Below are 16,564 nucleotides of genomic sequence, written 5' to 3'. Positions count from 1 at the left end.
TCATCACTAACCACTCGCCGTTCTTCACACCTATAACGGACCGGGGGAATCTTTATTTTTCCTGTAGTAAGGCGACGGAAAACAGTATGACTGACCACAATAGTGTTCAGGTGAAAAGAATATGTGTGGGCGGCGAACAACAGCGCACAACAAAAGGCGTCCCTGGCAGCCGTTAATCGGCTGCAGGGACGCCTTTTTTGTTTATTCCCTTCAAGGCGTTCAGGTCGCCAGCGGTTGAAGCAGAAGAGACTCAGCGGGAAGGTGGCGCACCAGCCAATCCAGCACATCTGCGGTGACTTCCTCGTGGTTGACCTCGTTCAGCATTTCATGCCGTCCTTCCGGGTACAGGCGGTATTCCACATCACTCAGGCCTTGCTCCTTGTAGAGTTCAGCCAGGCGCAGCACACCCTGGCCGTTCATGCCTACCGGGTCTTTGGCGCCGGAGAACAGATAGACCGGCTTATCCATGCAGAGCTTGCGCAGCGTTTCCTGAGAGTGAATATCACGCAGCAGCCGGAAAAAATCGCGGAAGAAGCGGGTGGTGCAGATGGCCCCGCAGAACGGGTCGGCGATGAAGCGGTCCACTTCCTGCGGATCACTGCTCAGCCAGTCAAAAGCGGTCCGGATCGGCGAAAAGGAGCGGTTGTAGGCTCCAAATACGATACTGTTGAGCAGCACGCTGCGGTGGCGTTCGCCCTGAAGCCGCAGCTGCAGCGCGGCAAGCGATTCTCCGGCCTTCAGCATGGTGCGGGGGCCGTTGGTGCCGCTGAGAATATAACCGGCATACACATTGCTGCCTTCCTCGCACATCAGCTTCTGGGCCAGAAAGGAGCCCATGCTGTGGGCGAGCAGGAACACCGGCAGGCCTTCATGCCGGGAGCGGGCGATATTTGCAAGCTGCACCAGATCGCGCCGCATCCAGTAGAAGCCGTTCTCGCCGGTGTCACCGAGCAGATTGACCTTGCCGGCCGTTTTACCGTGGCCGCGGTGATCATTGGCATAGACGGCGTATCCGGCAGCGGTCAGTGCCGAGGCAAAGCGTGCATAACGGGCAGCCGTCTCGCACATGCCGTGGGCAATCTGCACGATCCCCCTGACCGGAGCCTCCGGCTCAGGCAGCCATACATAGACATGAATATTGACACCTAAAGGGTCGGTCATTGTAAAGCTGTTCTCCCTCATTGCATGTCCTCCTGAAAGTTTTGTAGAAGAAAATCCTTCGCGGAGATAGCATCTGACAGAACCTATTCCGCAAGCACAGGCTTAATTTGTGAACACCCTTGCTGCGAGATTATGCCATACCAAGCTGCTTCGAAAGCTAAACTTAACCATCCTTAGTGCAGGGCAGATCCGAAATAGACACGGTGGTGTATCTTAACAGTCGTTCTATTTATAACCTGTTCGCACTGCTGCCTGCTTTATGGCAAATAAGAGCGGAGCACGGTGGAGTGTCCTTCAATCCCGTATGAGCCAAGTGTGGACGGCAGCAGGTAGCATTCGCCTGCGGCATAAGGCTGTGAGCCGCCCTCCCAGTTTAGATGGCCGCTGCCTTCGCAGATGACCAGAATGGTGAAGCTGTCCGGGGTGGTGGCGAGCTTCCATTCGCCGTTCACGATCCCTTTTTCCACGATGAAATAAGGGGAGGAGGCGATTTGCAGCCATTCTCCGGCAACAGCGCTGTCTGTCTTCATGGAAGTCGCGCCTGCGCCTTTATAAGCTGTGACATTGAGCGAATCCTCAATATGAAGCTCACGCGGCTTACCGTCAAGACCGGGGCGGTCGTAATCATAAATACGGTATGTAGTGTCCGAGTTCTGCTGGATTTCAGCCACAACGACTCCGGCACAGAGGGCGTGTACAGTACCTGCCGGAATATAGAAGGCATCCCCCGCGGCAACTGTGATTTCCTGCATGGTATCCATTACGGTGCCGTTCTCCAGCGCAGCCTGCAGGCTTTCGCGGGTGACATTTTCCTTGAGGCCGTAGATGATTTTGGCTCCGGGCTTGGCGTCGAGCACATACCACATTTCTGTTTTGCCCAGCTCGCCCTTCGGCAATCCCTCGTAATCATCTGTCGGATGCACCTGTACGGACAGGTTATCGTTGCAGTCCAGCAGCTTGATCAGCAGCGGGAACCGGGTGTCCTCTCCGGTGATGCCCTTGCTGCCGAACCATTCCTTGCCGAATTGCTCGCGGATCTGATCCAGGCCCTGGCCGGCCAGCTCGCCGTTAACTACCGTCGATACGCCATTCGGATGGTCAGCGATCATCCAGCCTTCACCAATATGGCCTTCAGGCAGGTCGAGACCGAATTTCTCCAGGGCGCGGCCGCCCCACACGCGTTCTTTGAACTCCGGCTGAAACTTGAGTGGATATGCTTTTGTCATTATAGTATCTTCCTCTCCGTTTGGTTTGAATCTGTCTCTATTTACCGCGTGTAGACTCAAAAAACTCCAGCTTCTCACCGTCCGGCCCGTCAAAAAAGAAATAGCGGCTGCCGTTAGCCAGCGTGCTGATCTCAGTCAGTCCGGGGAGCTGCAGCGCGGCTATCCGGCTGTGCTCAGCCTCAATTAAGGTGACGGTGAAGGCGACATGGCTGACCTTGCCTTCATCCGGCAGGCCAGTCCATACGCGCTCGATCAGCTCAATTTCTACGCTGGTCTGGCCGGGGAAGCTCAGAAAGGCGAGCCGCAGGCTCTCGCCCGGTTCCCCGATAGTGTCCTGCAGGGTAAGGCCGATGACTTCCTGGTAGAACGCAAGGGACTGCTCAAGCTGCGCTACCTTAATGCCGATGTGCTCAAGCTTGCTTACTGCCATTTGGGGATTCAGCTCCTTTTTTCTTCTCAACTGCAATAACATACGGGGCGCTGGCCCGCTGCAGCTGGCGGTAAATGATGCTCTGCGCCAGGCGCTGCGGCAGGCCCGCCGCCCATGCTTCCACGGCGGCGGCTTCACGGTCGCCGCCGTCGTGGCCGGGGTAGAGCACGGCTGTAATGATGCCGCCCGGACGCAGCAGCGTCAGGGCGGCATCCAGCGCAGCCAGCGTGCTCCCGGTCTCGGTGATGATGGTCTTGTCGGCATCGCCTGACGGCAGATAGCCGAGGTTGAACATCACCGCCGAGACTGCCCCGTGCCACTGCGGCGGCACGGCCTCTTCCATCGCTGCGTGGCTGCGCGCAAGCAGCGTTACGGGAGCAAGCGCAGCCGGCGCTTCCTCCCGGGCCAGCCGCAGGCGCTCTTCCGCAAGCGCAAGCGCCGCAGGCTGGATGTCAAACCCGTACACCCCGCCGCGCGGCCCTGAGCACCTCGCGAGAAACAGCGTATCCGCACCGGTGCCCACGGTGGCGTCAATGGCGAGGCCGCCGGAGGCCAGGCGCTCCGCCGTGACTTTATGCGCAAAGCTGAGAACGGACAGGAAGCCCATCAGCCCTTCCTCCAGTACTTACCCTGCCAGCTGTCGCGTGCAACCAGCTCGGCATCGATCGCATTAAGCACTTCCCATTTCTTCAGGCTCCATAGCGGCCCGATCAGGGCCTCGCGCGGCGCATCCCCGGTCAGGCGGTGGACAATCATCTCCGGCGGAAGCAGCTCCAGCGAGTCAGCGATCAGCTTCACGTATTCGTCCTGTTCCAGGAAGCGCAGCAGGCCGGCCTCGTACTGCTTGACCATCGGGGTCTTGCGCATAAGATGCAGCAGGTGAATCTTGATCCCCTGCACATCCATGGCGGCTACAGCAGATACGGTTTCCAGCATCATTTCGTGGGTTTCCTGGGGAAGCCCGTGGATGATATGGGTGCAGACGCGAATGCCGTGGGCGCGCAGCTTGGCGACAGCGTCAATATAGCACTGGGAATCATGCGCACGGTTAATCAGATCTGAAGTGGAGTTATGAATGGTCTGCAGTCCCATTTCAATCCAGAGATAGGTGCGCTTGTTCAGCTCCGCAAGATACTCTACAACATCATCCGGCAGACAGTCCGGCCGCGTGGCAATGGACAAGCCGACTACGCCAGGCTGCTGCAGAATAACCTCGTAGTATTCCCGCAGCTCCTCTACCGGTGCGTACGTATTGGTATAAGCCTGAAAGTAACCGATATACTTGGCGTTTGGCCATTTCAGGTGCTGGCGGTCGCGCACCTTGTTGAACTGGGTGACCAGATCGTCGCGGCGGCTGCCGGCGAAATCGCCGGAGCCTCTGGCGCTGCAGAAGGTGCAGCCCCCCTTGGCAATGGAGCCGTCACGGTTCGGACAGGTAAAGCCCGCATCCAGCATGACCTTGAACACCTTGGTATCCATAACCCCGCGCATTTCGTAGTTCCACGTATGGAACCGTTTGTCTCCCCACATAAGCGGAGTGGAGGTCTGTAAAAGACTCACGGTAAAGCTCCTTTCCTAAATATAAGAACGGTTATTGTGAGAGCCGGGCATCCTCTGCCGGGCCGGGATATCCTTATATTTGTATCGTACAGGCATGATGTCCGGTGAAGGAGGTACAGCCTATTCTTTCTAACCCGTCTATTGTAACAAAATTCAGCGTCAAGCGTAACATAAGCCCCCGGAAAAAAGATGAAAAATAGGCAGCGAAAACCGGCTGTTTTACTTGTTAATGCTTACACCATATGTTATATTTAAATTGTAAATAAACCGATTACAGCAACTAAAAAACTCCATTCTTGAATTCATACTTTCGTGTCGTCCCGCCCATACTAAACCCAAGAGGTGATCACGATGAATTCTCAAACAGCTTATGCTGAAGGTAAAGGTTCGATTGATGTACAGCTGACTCCCGATGAGGCCCTGGCGCTTACCGGCGTTGAATTTAACGGAAATCATAAGATCAAGACCGAAGCGCAGCGCAAGATCAGAAACGCATTTGAGAAGAAATTTGATTTTGATTCGCCGGCAAGGTAGACTATGAACTGTTGAAAAATGGACCCCAATTCCAAATACAACAAGCAACAGAAAAGGGATTCTCCAGCGGCCGCTTCCTGCCCCCCGGAGAATTCCTTTTTGCTGTTTTTAAGGCAAATCTCTTTACTTTTGCGGACAAGTTCGGCACAATGTTTCAAGTAATGTATAAGAGAACAAGCGGAGGAATACTATGCGTTTACGCGGAAGAAAAGGAATACGTGAAAGCCTGGAGGAGCAAACCGACCTGGTGGTCCTCGATCCACGCAGCCTTAAAGGGCACTGGTCGGAGGTGTTCGGCAACGATAACCCGATTCATGTGGAGTTCGGGATGGGCAAAGGACAGTTTATCAGCCAGATGAGCTTCAAATATCCCGGTATTAATTTTATCGGCGTTGATATGTATGATGAGCTGATCCGCCGTGCGGCGGAAAAGGCAAGACTGGTTTGGGAGCCTGCGGGACATGAGACCCCGCCCAACCTGAAGGTGGCACTGGCGAACATCGACTATGCGGAGGAAGTATTTGCACCGGGCGAGCTGGAGCGGATTTATCTGAACTTCAGTGATCCCTGGCCGAAAAGCAAGCATGCCCGCCGGCGCCTGACCCATCCGCGCTTCCTCGACAAATACCGCGGCCTGCTCAGCCCGCTGGGTGAAATTCATCTGAAGACCGATTCGCGCAGCCTGTTTGAGTTCTCGCTGAATGCGTTTGCCGATTTCGGCCTGCAGATGAAAAATATTTCGCTGGACCTGCATACGGATGGTGTTATCAACGAAGAGCATGTCATGACGGAGTATGAGACGAAGTTCTATAACAGGGGCGTAAATATTCACCGCTGCGAGGCCATTGTCGGTGCAGAAGCACTGGCGAACTACCAGGCAACCCGTCTGGACAAATACCGGCTGTAGCAGCCGGGCCGGTTCCGGCGACTATCGGGAGGCCATACAAAAACGGCAGTTACGGGAATTCCCTGTAACTGCCGTTTTTGTATGCCTTGTTCTGGACTGCCCTAGTCCAGCATATCAATAATGCTCTGGGCGCTTTGCAGCGGATGGAATTTAGCTATAGCCTCAAGATGGCTTTTCCGTTTGGCCTGCACATCATCGTAGTGGTAGAGCAGCCGTTCCATCCATTTGTCTACGACCTCGAGGGAGGAGATCGCTTCACCGAGGCCGGCTGAGGTAAAGTAACGGACATTCTCTTCCTCCTGTCCCGGCAGCGGGTTGTGAAAAAGCATGGGAATACCCTTTGCCAAGCCTTCGCTGCAGGTCATCCCGCCGGGCTTCGTAACCAGCAGGTCGGAGACCTCCATCAGCTTGTCAATATCGCGGGTGAAGCCGATCAGTGAGATGTTCGGATGCCGGTATGCGGGATCTGCCTTCATTTCGTCCAGCAGCTTCTCGTTTCTTCCGAGACAAAAGACAATCTGCACCTTTTCACGCCAGCCGGCCAGCCCCTCGTTGACCACGTTGTCGTTCATCATGCCCCAGCCGCCGCCCATGACCAGTACAGTCGGCAGATCCTGAAGGCTGAACTGCTCCAGAATCTCCTGCCGCCCGGGATGCTCCCAGAAGCTCGGATGAACCGGCATACCGGTCACTTGAATCTTGGCAGAGGGGACGCTGCGGCGGTGCAGCTTGGCTTTGACTTCGGGTGTGGAGACCAGGTAACGGTCCACCTCCGGGCTGATCCAGCTGGCATGGGCATCGTAATCGGTGATGACCGTGACCAGCGGTGCCTTGAAGCCCGGGTCCAGCCGTTTCAATCTGGAGACTACGGCGCTCGGGATGAAGTGCGTGCAGACGATAATATCGGGCTTCAGCTGTCTCACAATATTTTGCGTATGTGTATAAAATAGGCGGTGCAGGGCAAGCGTGGTAAGACGGTTAAATGATTTCTGGTGACGGTACACATACCCCATCAGCCTGGGCTGTGAGGTTACCGTCTTGCGGTAGGCCGATACAATTAGCGGAGCCATTTTGGGATTGAGAAAATTCCCCAGCTCCAGCACCCTGGTTTGAATATGGGGCGACAGCTTGCGCAGGCTGCTCGACAGCGCGTAGGCCGCCTGCGTATGCCCTGCGCCGAAGCCTTCCGACAGCAGCAATACTCTTTTTTTGCGCAATGTTTGATTCACCTGTTCCCAAAATGGTTTGCCAAGGCGGGCTTCAGAACCACAGAACAACTGTGCCTGCCGCAACGCCGCTGCCGATTACTGCGCCTGCTATTACATCAGACGGGTAGTGCAGCCCGAGATAAATGCGTGAGAACCCGACAATGCATGCCAGCGGCAGCAGAACAACGGTAAGGGCAGGGTAAGCCGCCATATAAGGAACCGTAGAGGCGAAGATAGCTGTAGTATGGCCTGAAGGAAAAGAATGATCCTTTAGCGGATTGTGAAACGTATTTGTCCCCGGCAGAGCCAGGTAGGGCCGCATGCGCGGGTACAGCTTTTTGGCGATGGCCACGGGCAGATGGCTGACAGCCAGCGCCGTGAGGGCCTGAAGGCCTGTCGTTCTGAGCGGCTGGGGCGCAAAGGCCCAGATCAGCACATTGATGCCGATAGCGCTTGTCGCGCCGCCCAGATGGGTAAGATAGAAGAGCCAGAAGTTCAGAAAAGGGTTATGCAGGCGGCCGTTGATCCATTGGAAAAGACGACGCTCCCAGAGAAGTAATTTCATGAATAAATGTCTCATATCTTGTCCCTCCGATAGTCCGGCTAAGGATAGCTGGCGCTTCTGCCGCCAATCCAAATTAATACCCCGAAGCTGTCTTTATCATACGTTTTAAAGGTAGTTCATTTCAAGGAAAAGCTCTGGTGAAGCGCAGAATTTGTCAGTTTTGACTTGGGAACCCCTGACACCGTACAATGATTCAAGCGGACCGGACGCGTTTAAAAGGTAACAGAGAAAATGAGGAATCCGTCACACCGGAAAACCCTACAACATCTTTTAAACGGGATCTAAATAAATGAACGCCTGGCCGCAAAAAAAGGGTAAGCGCTTGTCTATTGTAAGGGATGCAACAAAAGGGTCAGCAACATCGTTTAACATGCCATAGACATAAAAAGTGGCATATCAAGAGTGGAAAAGGGGGCATCAAAAGGTCATGGCAGACGCATTGTTTGTTACGCTCCAAGTGATCTTGGCGGCAATCGCAGTTTATCAGTTCACGTTCTCGCTGTTCGGACTGCACAGGAAAAAGAAAAAGGAACATTTTGCACCGGAAAAGTCTTTTGCAGTACTGGTGGCCGCGCACAATGAGGAAGAAGTCGTCGGCGCACTGATGGAGAATCTGAAACAGCTTAATTATCCCCAGGATCTGTACGATGTATTTGTCATTTGCGACAACTGCACCGACGGGACGGCAAAGATCGTAAGGGAGCACGGCATGAACGCCTGTGTCCGCACCAACAACAACCTGCGGGGCAAGGGTTATGCCATTGAATGGATGCTGAAGGAACTTTGGGCCATGCCGCGCCAGTATGACGCTGTAGTCATGTTCGACGCCGACAACCTGGCTCACACGGAATTTCTGATGGAGATGAACAATGACCTGTGCTCCGGTGCCCGGGTCATCCAGGGCTACATTGATACGAAGAATCCGGAGGATTCATGGATCACTGCAGCTTATGGTGTCTCCTACTGGTACATCAACCGCCTGTGGCAGCTCTCGCGCCACAATCTGCAGATGGCGAACTTCCTGGGCGGTACCGGAATGTGCTTTGAAACAGCCCTGCTGAAGGAAATGGGCTGGGGAGCTACCAGCCTGGTGGAGGATTTGGAATTCACCATGCGCAGTGCCTCCAAGGGCGTCTATCCGAAGTTCAACTATGACGCCAAGGTATTCGATGAGAAGCCCCTCACCTTTAAGGCTTCCTCGAGACAGCGCCTGCGCTGGATGCAGGGGCACTTCACCGTGGCCCGCAGGTATTTCTTCCCGCTGCTGTGGCAGAGCCTCAAGGAACGCAGCCTGACGAAGTTTGACCTGGCCCTGTACGGAGCTAACGTCTACATTGTCCTGCTGACATTTCTGATGACGGCAGTGATGTGGATCGACACTGCATTGTTCGATGGTCCGCACATCGCCAACATCTACGGGCACCTGCCGATCTGGCTGAGCTATCTCGCGATCGGAGCCAATATTCTGACCTTCCTTCTGTCTATGGTGCTGGAGAAGGTGAAGTTCAAGAAGGTGTATCTGTACCTGCTGGTCTTCCCGATCTACCTGCTGTCATGGTATCCGATTACGTTCTATGCGTTCTTCACGCAGAACAACAAGCAGTGGAGCCATACCAAGCACACACGGGTGGTCCGGCTTGAGGAAGTGCAGAGCAAGCAGGTTTAATATTTGTTTAAAGTATTGACAGTGCTATGAATGATGATGTATAGTATTCAAGTATGCAAAACATAGGGATTGCAAGCAGAAGCACCGGCTTCTCACCTGACTGGCAATACGTCAGCTGGTTTTGATCTCAATGCTTTATGAATGTTAGAGTTCATGAACGTTGATCAAACACGGGGTGTCGGGAGTTACCGGCGCCCCTTTTTTATGGAGAACCGCAAATACATTGTACAAGAAGATCCGGAGGTGGAGAATTATCAGTAAGGAACATATGATCAATGATGAAATTCGGGCCAAAGAGGTCCGGCTGGTTGGAGCGGAAGGTGAGCAAATCGGGATCAAGCCGATCCGCGAGGCGCTGCAGATGGCGATTGATCTTAACCTTGATTTAGTCAACGTAGCACCGCAGGCGAAACCGCCGGTATGCCGCATCATGGATTACGGCAAGTTCCGTTATGAAACGCAGAAGAAAGAGAAGGAAGCGCGTAAGAACCAGAAGATCGTGGACATCAAGGAAGTCTGGTTCCGTGCCAACATTGAGGAGCATGATTATCAGACCAAGTTCCGCAATGTGGTCAAGTTCCTGGGCGAAGGCGATAAAGTGAAGTGCTCCGTGCGTTTCCGCGGACGTGAGATCACTCACGCGAATATCGGCCAGAAGATCCTGGAGCGCGTTAAGAATGAAGTGGCTGACATATCTGTTGTTGAACGCCAGCCCAAGCTGGAAGGACGCAGCATGATTATGATTCTGGCTCCTAAGCCTCAATAATTCTGGAGTCACTTGCTTAGCAATTTGGCGCCGCATAATAATCAAGGAGGAAACACCATGCCTAAAATGAAAACACACAGCAGCCTGAAAGGCCGCTTCAAGATCACCGGATCCGGTAAAGTTCTGCGCTACAAAGCCCACAAGAACCACTTGCTGTCCCACAAGTCCAAACGCGCTAAGCGCGTACTGAACGGCAATCCGGTTATGGCTGCCGGTGACGTTAGACGTTTGAAACAAGGACTTGCTAACTTGAAATAGTTTGATTACACATTTTTGGGAGGTTTATTAATATGGCAAGAGTTAAAGGCGGATTTGTAGTTCGTCGTAGACATAAAAAAGTATTGAAGCTGGCTAAAGGTTATTTCGGTTCCAAGCACCGCATTTTCAAAACGGCTAAAGAGCAAGTAATGAAATCGATGGTTTACGCATACCGTGACCGTCGTCAGACTAAACGTAACTTCCGCAAACTGTGGATCGTTCGTATCAATGCAGCAGCCCGTCAAAACGGCCTGTCCTACAGCAAGCTTGTATACGGCCTGAAACTGGCTGGCGTAGAAGTGAACCGCAAGATGCTGGCTGACCTGGCAGTAAATGACCTGAACGCATTCAACTCCCTGGCTGTTGTAGCCAAAGAGAAGATCAACGCGTAAGTGTTATGATTAACCGAAAAGCACCGCCTGCGGGGGAACCCGTGTGACGGTGCTTTTTTGCGCGGCTATGGCGTGCGGACTGTTATTCCCAGTACTTGGTGGTGCTGAGCTGTGAAGCGAGTTTTTTGCTGCTTGCGCGTCTGATCTTCCGGAGTTCGGACCGCTCGCCTGCGGATTCGCTGATCAGCTTCTCTTCATCGGTCTCCGGGATGATGGCTGGTACAGGCGCCGGTGTGCCGTCCTCCTCGATGGCTACAAAGGTCAGGAACGAAGTAGCGGCAACGGCCCGTTCGCCGGTGTAGAGGTTCTCGGAGATGATTTTGACAAATACCTCGATGCTGGTACGGCCTGTCCAGGAGACGAAGGATTCGAAGCAGACGGAATCGGAGGGCCGGATCGGCCGCAGGAAGTCTACGGAATCGGTAGAGGCCGTGACAACATTTTTACGGCAGTGGCGCATGGCTGAGATTGAGGCAACCTCATCTATAGTGCTCATCAGCTTGCCTCCGAACAACGTCTTATGGTTATTGACGTCGTTTGGAAAGACGCGGCCAGTCTTGAAGACGCGGGATTCGCGGCTGTACTTGAAGGGCGGGACGGTTTGGGGATCGTTATGTTCTTCCATGGTTTCAGTACTCCCTTTTCATACAATATGTAAACATTCATGATAATAGAAAACGGATTGTCGTGCAATAATATTATAGACAACTGACCTGGAATGAAGACATTCGAGGTATTCTAACACAACATGACGGCTAACATGACGTACCATGTCACAGAAAGCGTTTTCTTGTGAAAAAATGCAAATAATTATTGACCTGAGGTCATTTATGGACTGGATTTTAGATTTTTTTGCAGGTATAATTTGAGCTAATGGTATGTCCAAGCAAAAGACAGAAGACATCCAATTTCTTAAGGGGGATCACAATCGATGAAAAAGTTTTTGAAAACGTCGCTCGTTATGTTGACCGCTTGCACAGCTATCCTGGCAGGATGCGGAAACAATAACGCTAACTCGGGCAATGCCGCTAACGGAGAAACAGGTGGCAACGCTGGAACAGCTACTAATGCACCTGCAGCAACAGATGCTCCTAAGTCCGATGTAAAGATCGGTCTCGTTACTGACGTAGGCGGAGTAAACGATAAATCGTTTAACCAGTCCGCTTGGGAAGCTCTTGAAGCCCTTAAGACAGAAGCCGGCGTTGAAATTAAATATCTGCAAAGTAACTCCAGTGCGGACTACGAGCCGAACCTTAACCAATTCGTAAAAGGCGGCTACAACCTGACTTGGGGTATCGGTTTTGATCTTGGTGACGCTCTGCTGAAGGTTGCTCAAGAAAATCCGGATGCTAATCTGGCAATCATCGACAGCGTGGTTGACGCTCCTAACGTTGAGTCCGTAACATTCGCTGAAAACGAAGGTTCCTTCCTGGTTGGTGTAGTTGCAGGTCTGACTACAAAAACCAATAAAGTAGGCTTCATCGGCGGTATGGAAAGCCCGGTTATCAAACGTTTTGAAGTTGGCTTCAAAGCCGGCGTAGAAGCGGTTAATCCTGATGCAACTGTAAGCATCACTTATGCAGGTGCTTATGACAAGCCGGATACCGGTAAATCCCTGGCTGCTACACTGTACAATGCCGGCAACGACATCATCTTCCCGGCTGCAGGCGCAACGGGTAACGGTGTATTCAATGAAGCCAAGTCTCGCAATGATGCAGGCGGCGACAAAGTTTGGGTTATCGGCGTAGATAAAGACCAATCCCTGGAGTTTGGTGACGATGTAACGCTGACTTCCATGATCAAACGCGTTGACGAAGCGGTTAAAAAGGTTTCCCAGCAAGTGGTTGACGGAACATTCAAAGGCGGTACTACAACTGTGCTGACTCTGAAAGACAACGGCGTAGGCCTTCCTGAAACATCCAAAGCTAACGTTTCCGCTGAAATCCTGGCTAAGGTTGAAGAATACAAACAACAAATCATCGACGGAACAATCACTGTTCCTGCCGAGTAATATCTGTCTTAATTCTTTTGCGTAACAGCATAGAGCAAGAAACAAGGCCGGTCTTTAAGCTGGCCTTGTTCCCTGTTAATGCACCGGTTTTTGTCAGGCGCAGATAGCCGCCCCGTCCAGGGCGGTTAACCGTGCCTGTACGGTTTTATATATTCTGTGATGAGGGTGATTCCATGAGTGCTGCGGCTCCTGTCGTAGAGTTGAAGCAAATCACAAAACGCTTTCCCGGTATTGTCGCGAACGACTCGATTAGTCTGACGCTCCAAAAAGGGGAGATTCATGCACTGCTTGGTGAGAACGGGGCAGGCAAGTCAACCTTGATGAATATCGTATTCGGACTATACCAGCCCGATGAAGGCAGCATCGAAATCGACGGGAAACCGGTTATTATCGATAGCCCCAATAAAGCTATTGAGCTTGGCATTGGTATGGTTCACCAGCATTTCAAGCTTGTTGAGCCTTTTACGGTGACTGAGAATATCGTTCTTGGGATGGAACCGAAGAAGGGCCTTAAAATCGACTATAAATCCGCAGCGGAACAGGTTCGTAAGCTATCTGAGCAGTATGGCCTCCAGGTTGATCCGAATGCCCGGATTCATGACATTTCGGTTGGCATGCAGCAACGGGTAGAGATTATGAAAACTTTGTACCGCGGTGCGGATATACTTATATTCGACGAGCCTACCGCTGTGCTGACGCCGCAGGAAATAACAGAATTAATGGCGATTATGAAGCGGCTCGTTGCAGAGGGTAAGTCCATCATCCTGATTACGCATAAACTTAAGGAAATTATGCAGATCTCTGACCGGGTGACCATTATCCGCAGAGGGAAGGTTATTGATACCGTTACAACTTCTGGTACGAATCCGAATGAGCTGGCTGAGAAAATGGTTGGCCGCGGAGTAACCTTCAAAGTGGACAAGCAGGTTCCGCATGTAGGAGAAAGTGTGCTTAAACTGACGAATGTCAACAGCAAGAGCAAGGACGGGGTTCCTGTCCTGAACGGTCTCAGCTTTGAAGTGAGGGCAGGGGAGATCCTGGGGATTGCCGGCGTTGACGGAAACGGGCAAAGCGAGCTGATCCAGGCTATTACCGGCCTGCGCAAAATCGATTCCGGTTCCATTACGGTTTCAGGCCAGGAGATAGCCAACCTGTCACCGCGTAAAATCTCTGAGATGAACGTGTCTCATATTCCGGAAGACCGCCACAAACACGGTCTGGTACTGGATTTCAGCGTAAGTGAGAACATGGTGCTCGAAACTTATTATAAGAGTCCTTACAACCAGGGCGGCTTCCTCAAAATGGATGTCATTAACAATCATGCAGAGGACTTAATTAAACAATTTGATGTACGTACACCTTCAATTGAGACGAAAGCCCGCTCCTTGTCCGGTGGTAATCAGCAAAAAGCGATTATTGCGCGGGAAATAGATAAAAATCCGACACTTCTTATTGCGGCACAGCCTACACGAGGTCTTGATGTAGGGGCGATTGAATTCGTGCAGAAGCAGCTGATTGCCCAGCGTGACCAAGGTAAGGCGGTACTGCTGATTTCCTTTGAGCTGGATGAGATCATGAATGTATCCGACAGAATTGCCGTTATTTATGAAGGGCAGATTGTCGGCGAAGTATTCCCGCAGGATACGAATGACCAGGAGCTTGGTCTGATGATGGCGGGCAGCTTGAAGCGGGGAGGAAATGCGGGTGCATAGACTTAAAAAAATCTTCGCAACAGACAGCTATGTTGTGCCTCTGGTTGCGATTATAATGGGCTTCCTGGTTGGGGCCATTGTTATGCTGATTGGCGGTTATGACCCTATCGCAGCTTACTCCGCGCTGTTCAAACGGGTATTCGGCAGTCCGTATGACATTGGTGAGGCCATCCGCGAGATGACTCCGCTGATGTTCACCGGTCTTGCTGTTGCCTTTGCTTTCCGTTCAGGGATGTTTAACATCGGTGCTGACGGACAGGTGCTTATAGGCATGACGGCAGCTACCCTTGTCGGGATCCAGCTGGCCGGATTACCGTCATTTTTGCTCGTTCCGCTTGCTGTAATCGCAGCCGGACTTGCCGGGGGATTATGGGCCGGTATTGCAGGTTACCTGAAGGCGAAGCGCGGGATTAACGAAGTTATAACTACGATCATGCTGAACTGGATTGCGCTGTATCTGTCGAATTATATTGTACGGAACTTCCTGCTGCTCAAAGGCCAGAACCGTTCCGAAGATATTCCGGCTTCGTTGTCCATGACTTTCCTGAACGGGGTATTCGACAATGCCCGTGTTCACTGGGGAACGGCAATTGCGATTTGTGCGGCAATTTTCTTCTATGTCTACCTGTGGAAAACCAAGCAGGGATACGAAATGCGTGCAGTAGGTCTCAATCCAAATGCTGCCGAATATGCCGGGATGAATGTGGGCCGTAATGTTGTTAAGGCCATGTTCATCAGCGGTGCCTTTGCCGGACTTGCAGGTGCAGGTGAAGTGCTGGGCGTATTCCATTACCAGTCCGTATTTGCTGCATCTCCAGGCTACGGGTTTAACGGTATTGCTGTCGCCCTGCTTGGACTGACACACCCTCTGGGTGTTATTCTGGCGGCGATTCTGTATGGTATGCTAACTTACGGTGCTGCGGGTATGAGCTTTGGGGCGGATGTTCCGCCGGAGCTGATCCGCATCGTAATCGGTTCGATTATATTCTTTATTGCAGCACAAGGAATTGTCCGCTGGGTGCTTAAGCCCTTTTACCTCAAGCGGAAGAAAGAGAAGGTGTCATAGATGGATCTGCTGACGTTAGGACAATTGCTCAATACGACGCTTGTTTTTTCCACGGCGCTCATTTTCGCTGCTCTTGGCGGCATCTTCTCTGAACGTTCCGGTGTGGTCAATATCGGTCTGGAAGGCTTGATGATGTTCGGTGCTTTTGCAGCAGCGGTAGGGGGGCATTATGCCCAGGATGCCGGGCTGGGCGCATGGGCTCCATGGGTTGGCGTGCTTTGCGCGATAGCAGTCGGTGTCATCGGCTCCCTGATTCACGCCGTTGCTTCCATCACCTTCAAAGCGGATCAGACGATCAGCGGTACGGTAATTAACTTCCTGGCGGCAGGAAGTACACTGTATATGGTTAAGCTGTTTTTTGACGGAGCAGGGGAATCCCCGCTGATTGACGGCTTCAAGAAGGTGTCTGTTCCTGTACTGTCCAAAATTCCGGTTATCGGTGAAGGGGTTTTCAATTCCTACCCGACGACTTACCTGGCGATCATTCTCGTCATCGTGATTTACTTCGTACTGTTCAAAACTCCGTTCGGACTCCGTCTACGCGCAGTCGGTGAGCATCCGAGTGCTGCGGATACCTTGGGAGTTAACGTAAAACGGATGAGATATATCGGTGTTATGCTGAGCGGTATGCTGGCCGGTATCGGCGGGGCGACCATCACTCTGACGACCACAGGCACATTTGCGCACAATACCATTTCCGGCCAGGGCTTTATTGCGATTGCCGCAATGATCTTCGGTAAATGGAATCCGCTGGGCGCGTTTGGAGCCGCTGTTTTCTTCGGCTTCTCGCAGGCAATCCGCAACTACGTACAGTTGTTTGAATGGTCCAAGAGCATTCCGCAGGAATTCATCTTCATGATTCCTTATGTACTGACTATTATCGTACTGGTGAGTGCAGTAGGCCGATCTTCCGCTCCTAGAGCATTAGGTGAACCCTACGACCCCGGTAAGCGTTAATCGTTACAGAGCTGAGTTTTCATATATCCAAATCAAGCGCATGTCCAGGTTTTCCGGACATGCGCTTTTTGGTTTTCCGGCGGTACTGCATGCGTCTTTGGGTCTGTTACCACGGCAGCAGGGACACATGTACAGGCAAACCGCA

18 protein-coding genes are annotated in these 16,564 nt (G+C 52.4%); 10 read left to right on the top strand and 8 right to left on the bottom strand.

Annotated features, from left to right (window positions below):
• Window positions 1-219: 219 nt before the first annotated feature.
• The 5 genes from M2108_RS20975 to mnmL all read right to left on the bottom strand — a co-directional run bounded on the left by M2108_RS20975 (window position 220) and on the right by mnmL (window position 4,347).
• The gene (locus M2108_RS20975; protein WP_277471426.1) at window positions 220-1,182 is read right to left on the bottom strand and encodes an alpha/beta hydrolase; all 963 of its coding nucleotides are present in this window, start codon (window positions 1,180-1,182) and stop codon (window positions 220-222) included.
• Window positions 1,183-1,418: 236 nt separating this feature from the next.
• Entirely contained in the window at window positions 1,419-2,387 is a 969-nt protein-coding gene (locus M2108_RS20970; protein ID WP_277471425.1) for a type I phosphomannose isomerase catalytic subunit, read from the bottom strand.
• 37 nt (window positions 2,388-2,424) lie between these two features.
• Window positions 2,425-2,817 carry a VOC family protein gene (locus tag M2108_RS20965; RefSeq protein ID WP_277471424.1) on the bottom strand — a complete coding sequence of 131 codons (393 nt, stop codon included), beginning with the start codon at window positions 2,815-2,817 and terminating at the stop codon, window positions 2,425-2,427.
• Window positions 2,798-3,424 carry a tRNA 5-(aminomethyl)-2-thiouridylate-methyltransferase MnmM gene (gene mnmM / locus M2108_RS20960; RefSeq protein ID WP_277471423.1) on the bottom strand — a complete coding sequence of 209 codons (627 nt, stop codon included), beginning with the start codon at window positions 3,422-3,424 and terminating at the stop codon, window positions 2,798-2,800. The genes M2108_RS20965 and mnmM overlap by 20 nt, the downstream gene beginning before the upstream one ends.
• Window positions 3,424-4,347 (bottom strand): tRNA modification radical SAM protein MnmL/YtqA, encoded by a 924-nt coding sequence (mnmL, locus tag M2108_RS20955; RefSeq protein WP_277471448.1) that lies wholly within the window; start codon window positions 4,345-4,347, stop codon window positions 3,424-3,426. The genes mnmM and mnmL overlap by 1 nt, the downstream gene beginning before the upstream one ends.
• Window positions 4,348-4,728: 381 nt before the next feature.
• Here mnmL and M2108_RS20950 point away from each other — a divergent pair, with 381 nt between their 5' ends.
• A complete protein-coding gene (locus M2108_RS20950; protein WP_039870595.1) occupies window positions 4,729-4,911 on the top strand; it encodes a hypothetical protein in 183 nt (60 codons plus the stop codon).
• A gap of 190 nt (window positions 4,912-5,101) precedes the next feature.
• Entirely contained in the window at window positions 5,102-5,818 is a 717-nt protein-coding gene (gene trmB / locus M2108_RS20945) for a tRNA (guanosine(46)-N7)-methyltransferase TrmB (RefSeq protein ID WP_277471422.1), read from the top strand.
• Window positions 5,819-5,919: 101 nt separating this feature from the next.
• Here the strand turns inward: trmB and M2108_RS20940 are convergent, their stop codons facing one another.
• Both M2108_RS20940 and M2108_RS20935 read right to left on the bottom strand, forming a co-directional pair.
• On the bottom strand, window positions 5,920-7,035 hold the full coding sequence (locus M2108_RS20940) for an MGDG synthase family glycosyltransferase (RefSeq protein WP_277471447.1): 1,116 nt from the start codon (window positions 7,033-7,035) through the stop codon (window positions 5,920-5,922).
• A gap of 43 nt (window positions 7,036-7,078) precedes the next feature.
• Entirely contained in the window at window positions 7,079-7,606 is a 528-nt protein-coding gene (locus M2108_RS20935; RefSeq protein WP_277471421.1) for a phosphatase PAP2 family protein, read from the bottom strand.
• 412 nt (window positions 7,607-8,018) lie between these two features.
• Between M2108_RS20935 and M2108_RS20930 the strand changes: the two genes are divergently transcribed.
• The 4 genes from M2108_RS20930 (at window position 8,019) to rplT (ending at window position 10,673) form a co-directional block, all read left to right on the top strand.
• The gene (locus M2108_RS20930) at window positions 8,019-9,257 is read left to right on the top strand and encodes a glycosyltransferase family 2 protein (RefSeq protein ID WP_277471420.1); all 1,239 of its coding nucleotides are present in this window, start codon (window positions 8,019-8,021) and stop codon (window positions 9,255-9,257) included.
• A 268-nt stretch (window positions 9,258-9,525) separates the two neighbouring features.
• The gene (gene infC, locus M2108_RS20925; RefSeq protein WP_277471419.1) at window positions 9,526-10,023 is read left to right on the top strand and encodes a translation initiation factor IF-3; all 498 of its coding nucleotides are present in this window, start codon (window positions 9,526-9,528) and stop codon (window positions 10,021-10,023) included.
• Window positions 10,024-10,080: 57 nt separating this feature from the next.
• Window positions 10,081-10,281: a 50S ribosomal protein L35 gene (gene rpmI, locus M2108_RS20920; RefSeq protein WP_062320217.1), complete on the top strand. Its 201-nt coding sequence runs from the start codon at window positions 10,081-10,083 to the stop codon at window positions 10,279-10,281.
• A gap of 32 nt (window positions 10,282-10,313) precedes the next feature.
• On the top strand, window positions 10,314-10,673 hold the full coding sequence (gene rplT / locus M2108_RS20915) for a 50S ribosomal protein L20 (protein ID WP_039870613.1): 360 nt from the start codon (window positions 10,314-10,316) through the stop codon (window positions 10,671-10,673).
• 82 nt (window positions 10,674-10,755) lie between these two features.
• Here the strand turns inward: rplT and M2108_RS20910 are convergent, their stop codons facing one another.
• Entirely contained in the window at window positions 10,756-11,298 is a 543-nt protein-coding gene (locus tag M2108_RS20910; protein ID WP_277471417.1) for an acyl-CoA thioesterase, read from the bottom strand.
• A 306-nt stretch (window positions 11,299-11,604) separates the two neighbouring features.
• On the opposite strand from M2108_RS20910, the gene M2108_RS20905 reads away from it, so the two are divergent.
• The 4 genes from M2108_RS20905 (at window position 11,605) to M2108_RS20890 (ending at window position 16,419) form a co-directional block, all read left to right on the top strand.
• Window positions 11,605-12,684, top strand: coding sequence for a BMP family lipoprotein (locus M2108_RS20905; protein WP_277471416.1), 1,080 nt, complete (start codon window positions 11,605-11,607; stop codon window positions 12,682-12,684).
• 173 nt (window positions 12,685-12,857) lie between these two features.
• Window positions 12,858-14,396, top strand: coding sequence for an ABC transporter ATP-binding protein (locus M2108_RS20900; protein WP_277471415.1), 1,539 nt, complete (start codon window positions 12,858-12,860; stop codon window positions 14,394-14,396).
• Window positions 14,389-15,462 (top strand): ABC transporter permease, encoded by a 1,074-nt coding sequence (locus M2108_RS20895; protein ID WP_277471414.1) that lies wholly within the window; start codon window positions 14,389-14,391, stop codon window positions 15,460-15,462. The genes M2108_RS20900 and M2108_RS20895 overlap by 8 nt, the downstream gene beginning before the upstream one ends.
• Window positions 15,463-16,419 (top strand): ABC transporter permease, encoded by a 957-nt coding sequence (locus M2108_RS20890; protein WP_277471413.1) that lies wholly within the window; start codon window positions 15,463-15,465, stop codon window positions 16,417-16,419.
• Window positions 16,420-16,564 lie beyond the last annotated feature (145 nt).

The organism is Paenibacillus sp. PastM-3 (genome assembly GCF_029893965.1).
Taxonomy (GTDB): domain Bacteria; phylum Bacillota; class Bacilli; order Paenibacillales; family Paenibacillaceae; genus Paenibacillus_AQ.
The sequence above is the reverse complement of the archived record's forward strand: the minus strand, read 5'-3'. Positions and strand labels throughout refer to the sequence as shown.

Coding starts and splice junctions, on each gene's coding strand:
- M2108_RS20935 (WP_277471421.1), bottom strand. CDS start 7,606: ATGAGACATTTATTCATGAAATTACTTCTCTGGGAGCGTCGTCTTTTC.
- M2108_RS20930 (WP_277471420.1), top strand. CDS start 8,019: ATGGCAGACGCATTGTTTGTTACGCTCCAAGTGATCTTGGCGGCAATC.
- mnmL (WP_277471448.1), bottom strand. CDS start 4,347: ATGTGGGGAGACAAACGGTTCCATACGTGGAACTACGAAATGCGCGGG.
- M2108_RS20970 (WP_277471425.1), bottom strand. CDS start 2,387: ATGACAAAAGCATATCCACTCAAGTTTCAGCCGGAGTTCAAAGAACGC.
- rplT (WP_039870613.1), top strand. CDS start 10,314: ATGGCAAGAGTTAAAGGCGGATTTGTAGTTCGTCGTAGACATAAAAAA.
- M2108_RS20965 (WP_277471424.1), bottom strand. CDS start 2,817: ATGGCAGTAAGCAAGCTTGAGCACATCGGCATTAAGGTAGCGCAGCTT.
- infC (WP_277471419.1), top strand. CDS start 9,526: ATGATCAATGATGAAATTCGGGCCAAAGAGGTCCGGCTGGTTGGAGCG.
- M2108_RS20975 (WP_277471426.1), bottom strand. CDS start 1,182: ATGAGGGAGAACAGCTTTACAATGACCGACCCTTTAGGTGTCAATATT.
- rpmI (WP_062320217.1), top strand. CDS start 10,081: ATGCCTAAAATGAAAACACACAGCAGCCTGAAAGGCCGCTTCAAGATC.
- M2108_RS20950 (WP_039870595.1), top strand. CDS start 4,729: ATGAATTCTCAAACAGCTTATGCTGAAGGTAAAGGTTCGATTGATGTA.
- M2108_RS20900 (WP_277471415.1), top strand. CDS start 12,858: ATGAGTGCTGCGGCTCCTGTCGTAGAGTTGAAGCAAATCACAAAACGC.
- M2108_RS20905 (WP_277471416.1), top strand. CDS start 11,605: ATGAAAAAGTTTTTGAAAACGTCGCTCGTTATGTTGACCGCTTGCACA.
- mnmM (WP_277471423.1), bottom strand. CDS start 3,424: ATGGGCTTCCTGTCCGTTCTCAGCTTTGCGCATAAAGTCACGGCGGAG.
- M2108_RS20890 (WP_277471413.1), top strand. CDS start 15,463: ATGGATCTGCTGACGTTAGGACAATTGCTCAATACGACGCTTGTTTTT.
- trmB (WP_277471422.1), top strand. CDS start 5,102: ATGCGTTTACGCGGAAGAAAAGGAATACGTGAAAGCCTGGAGGAGCAA.
- M2108_RS20910 (WP_277471417.1), bottom strand. CDS start 11,298: ATGGAAGAACATAACGATCCCCAAACCGTCCCGCCCTTCAAGTACAGC.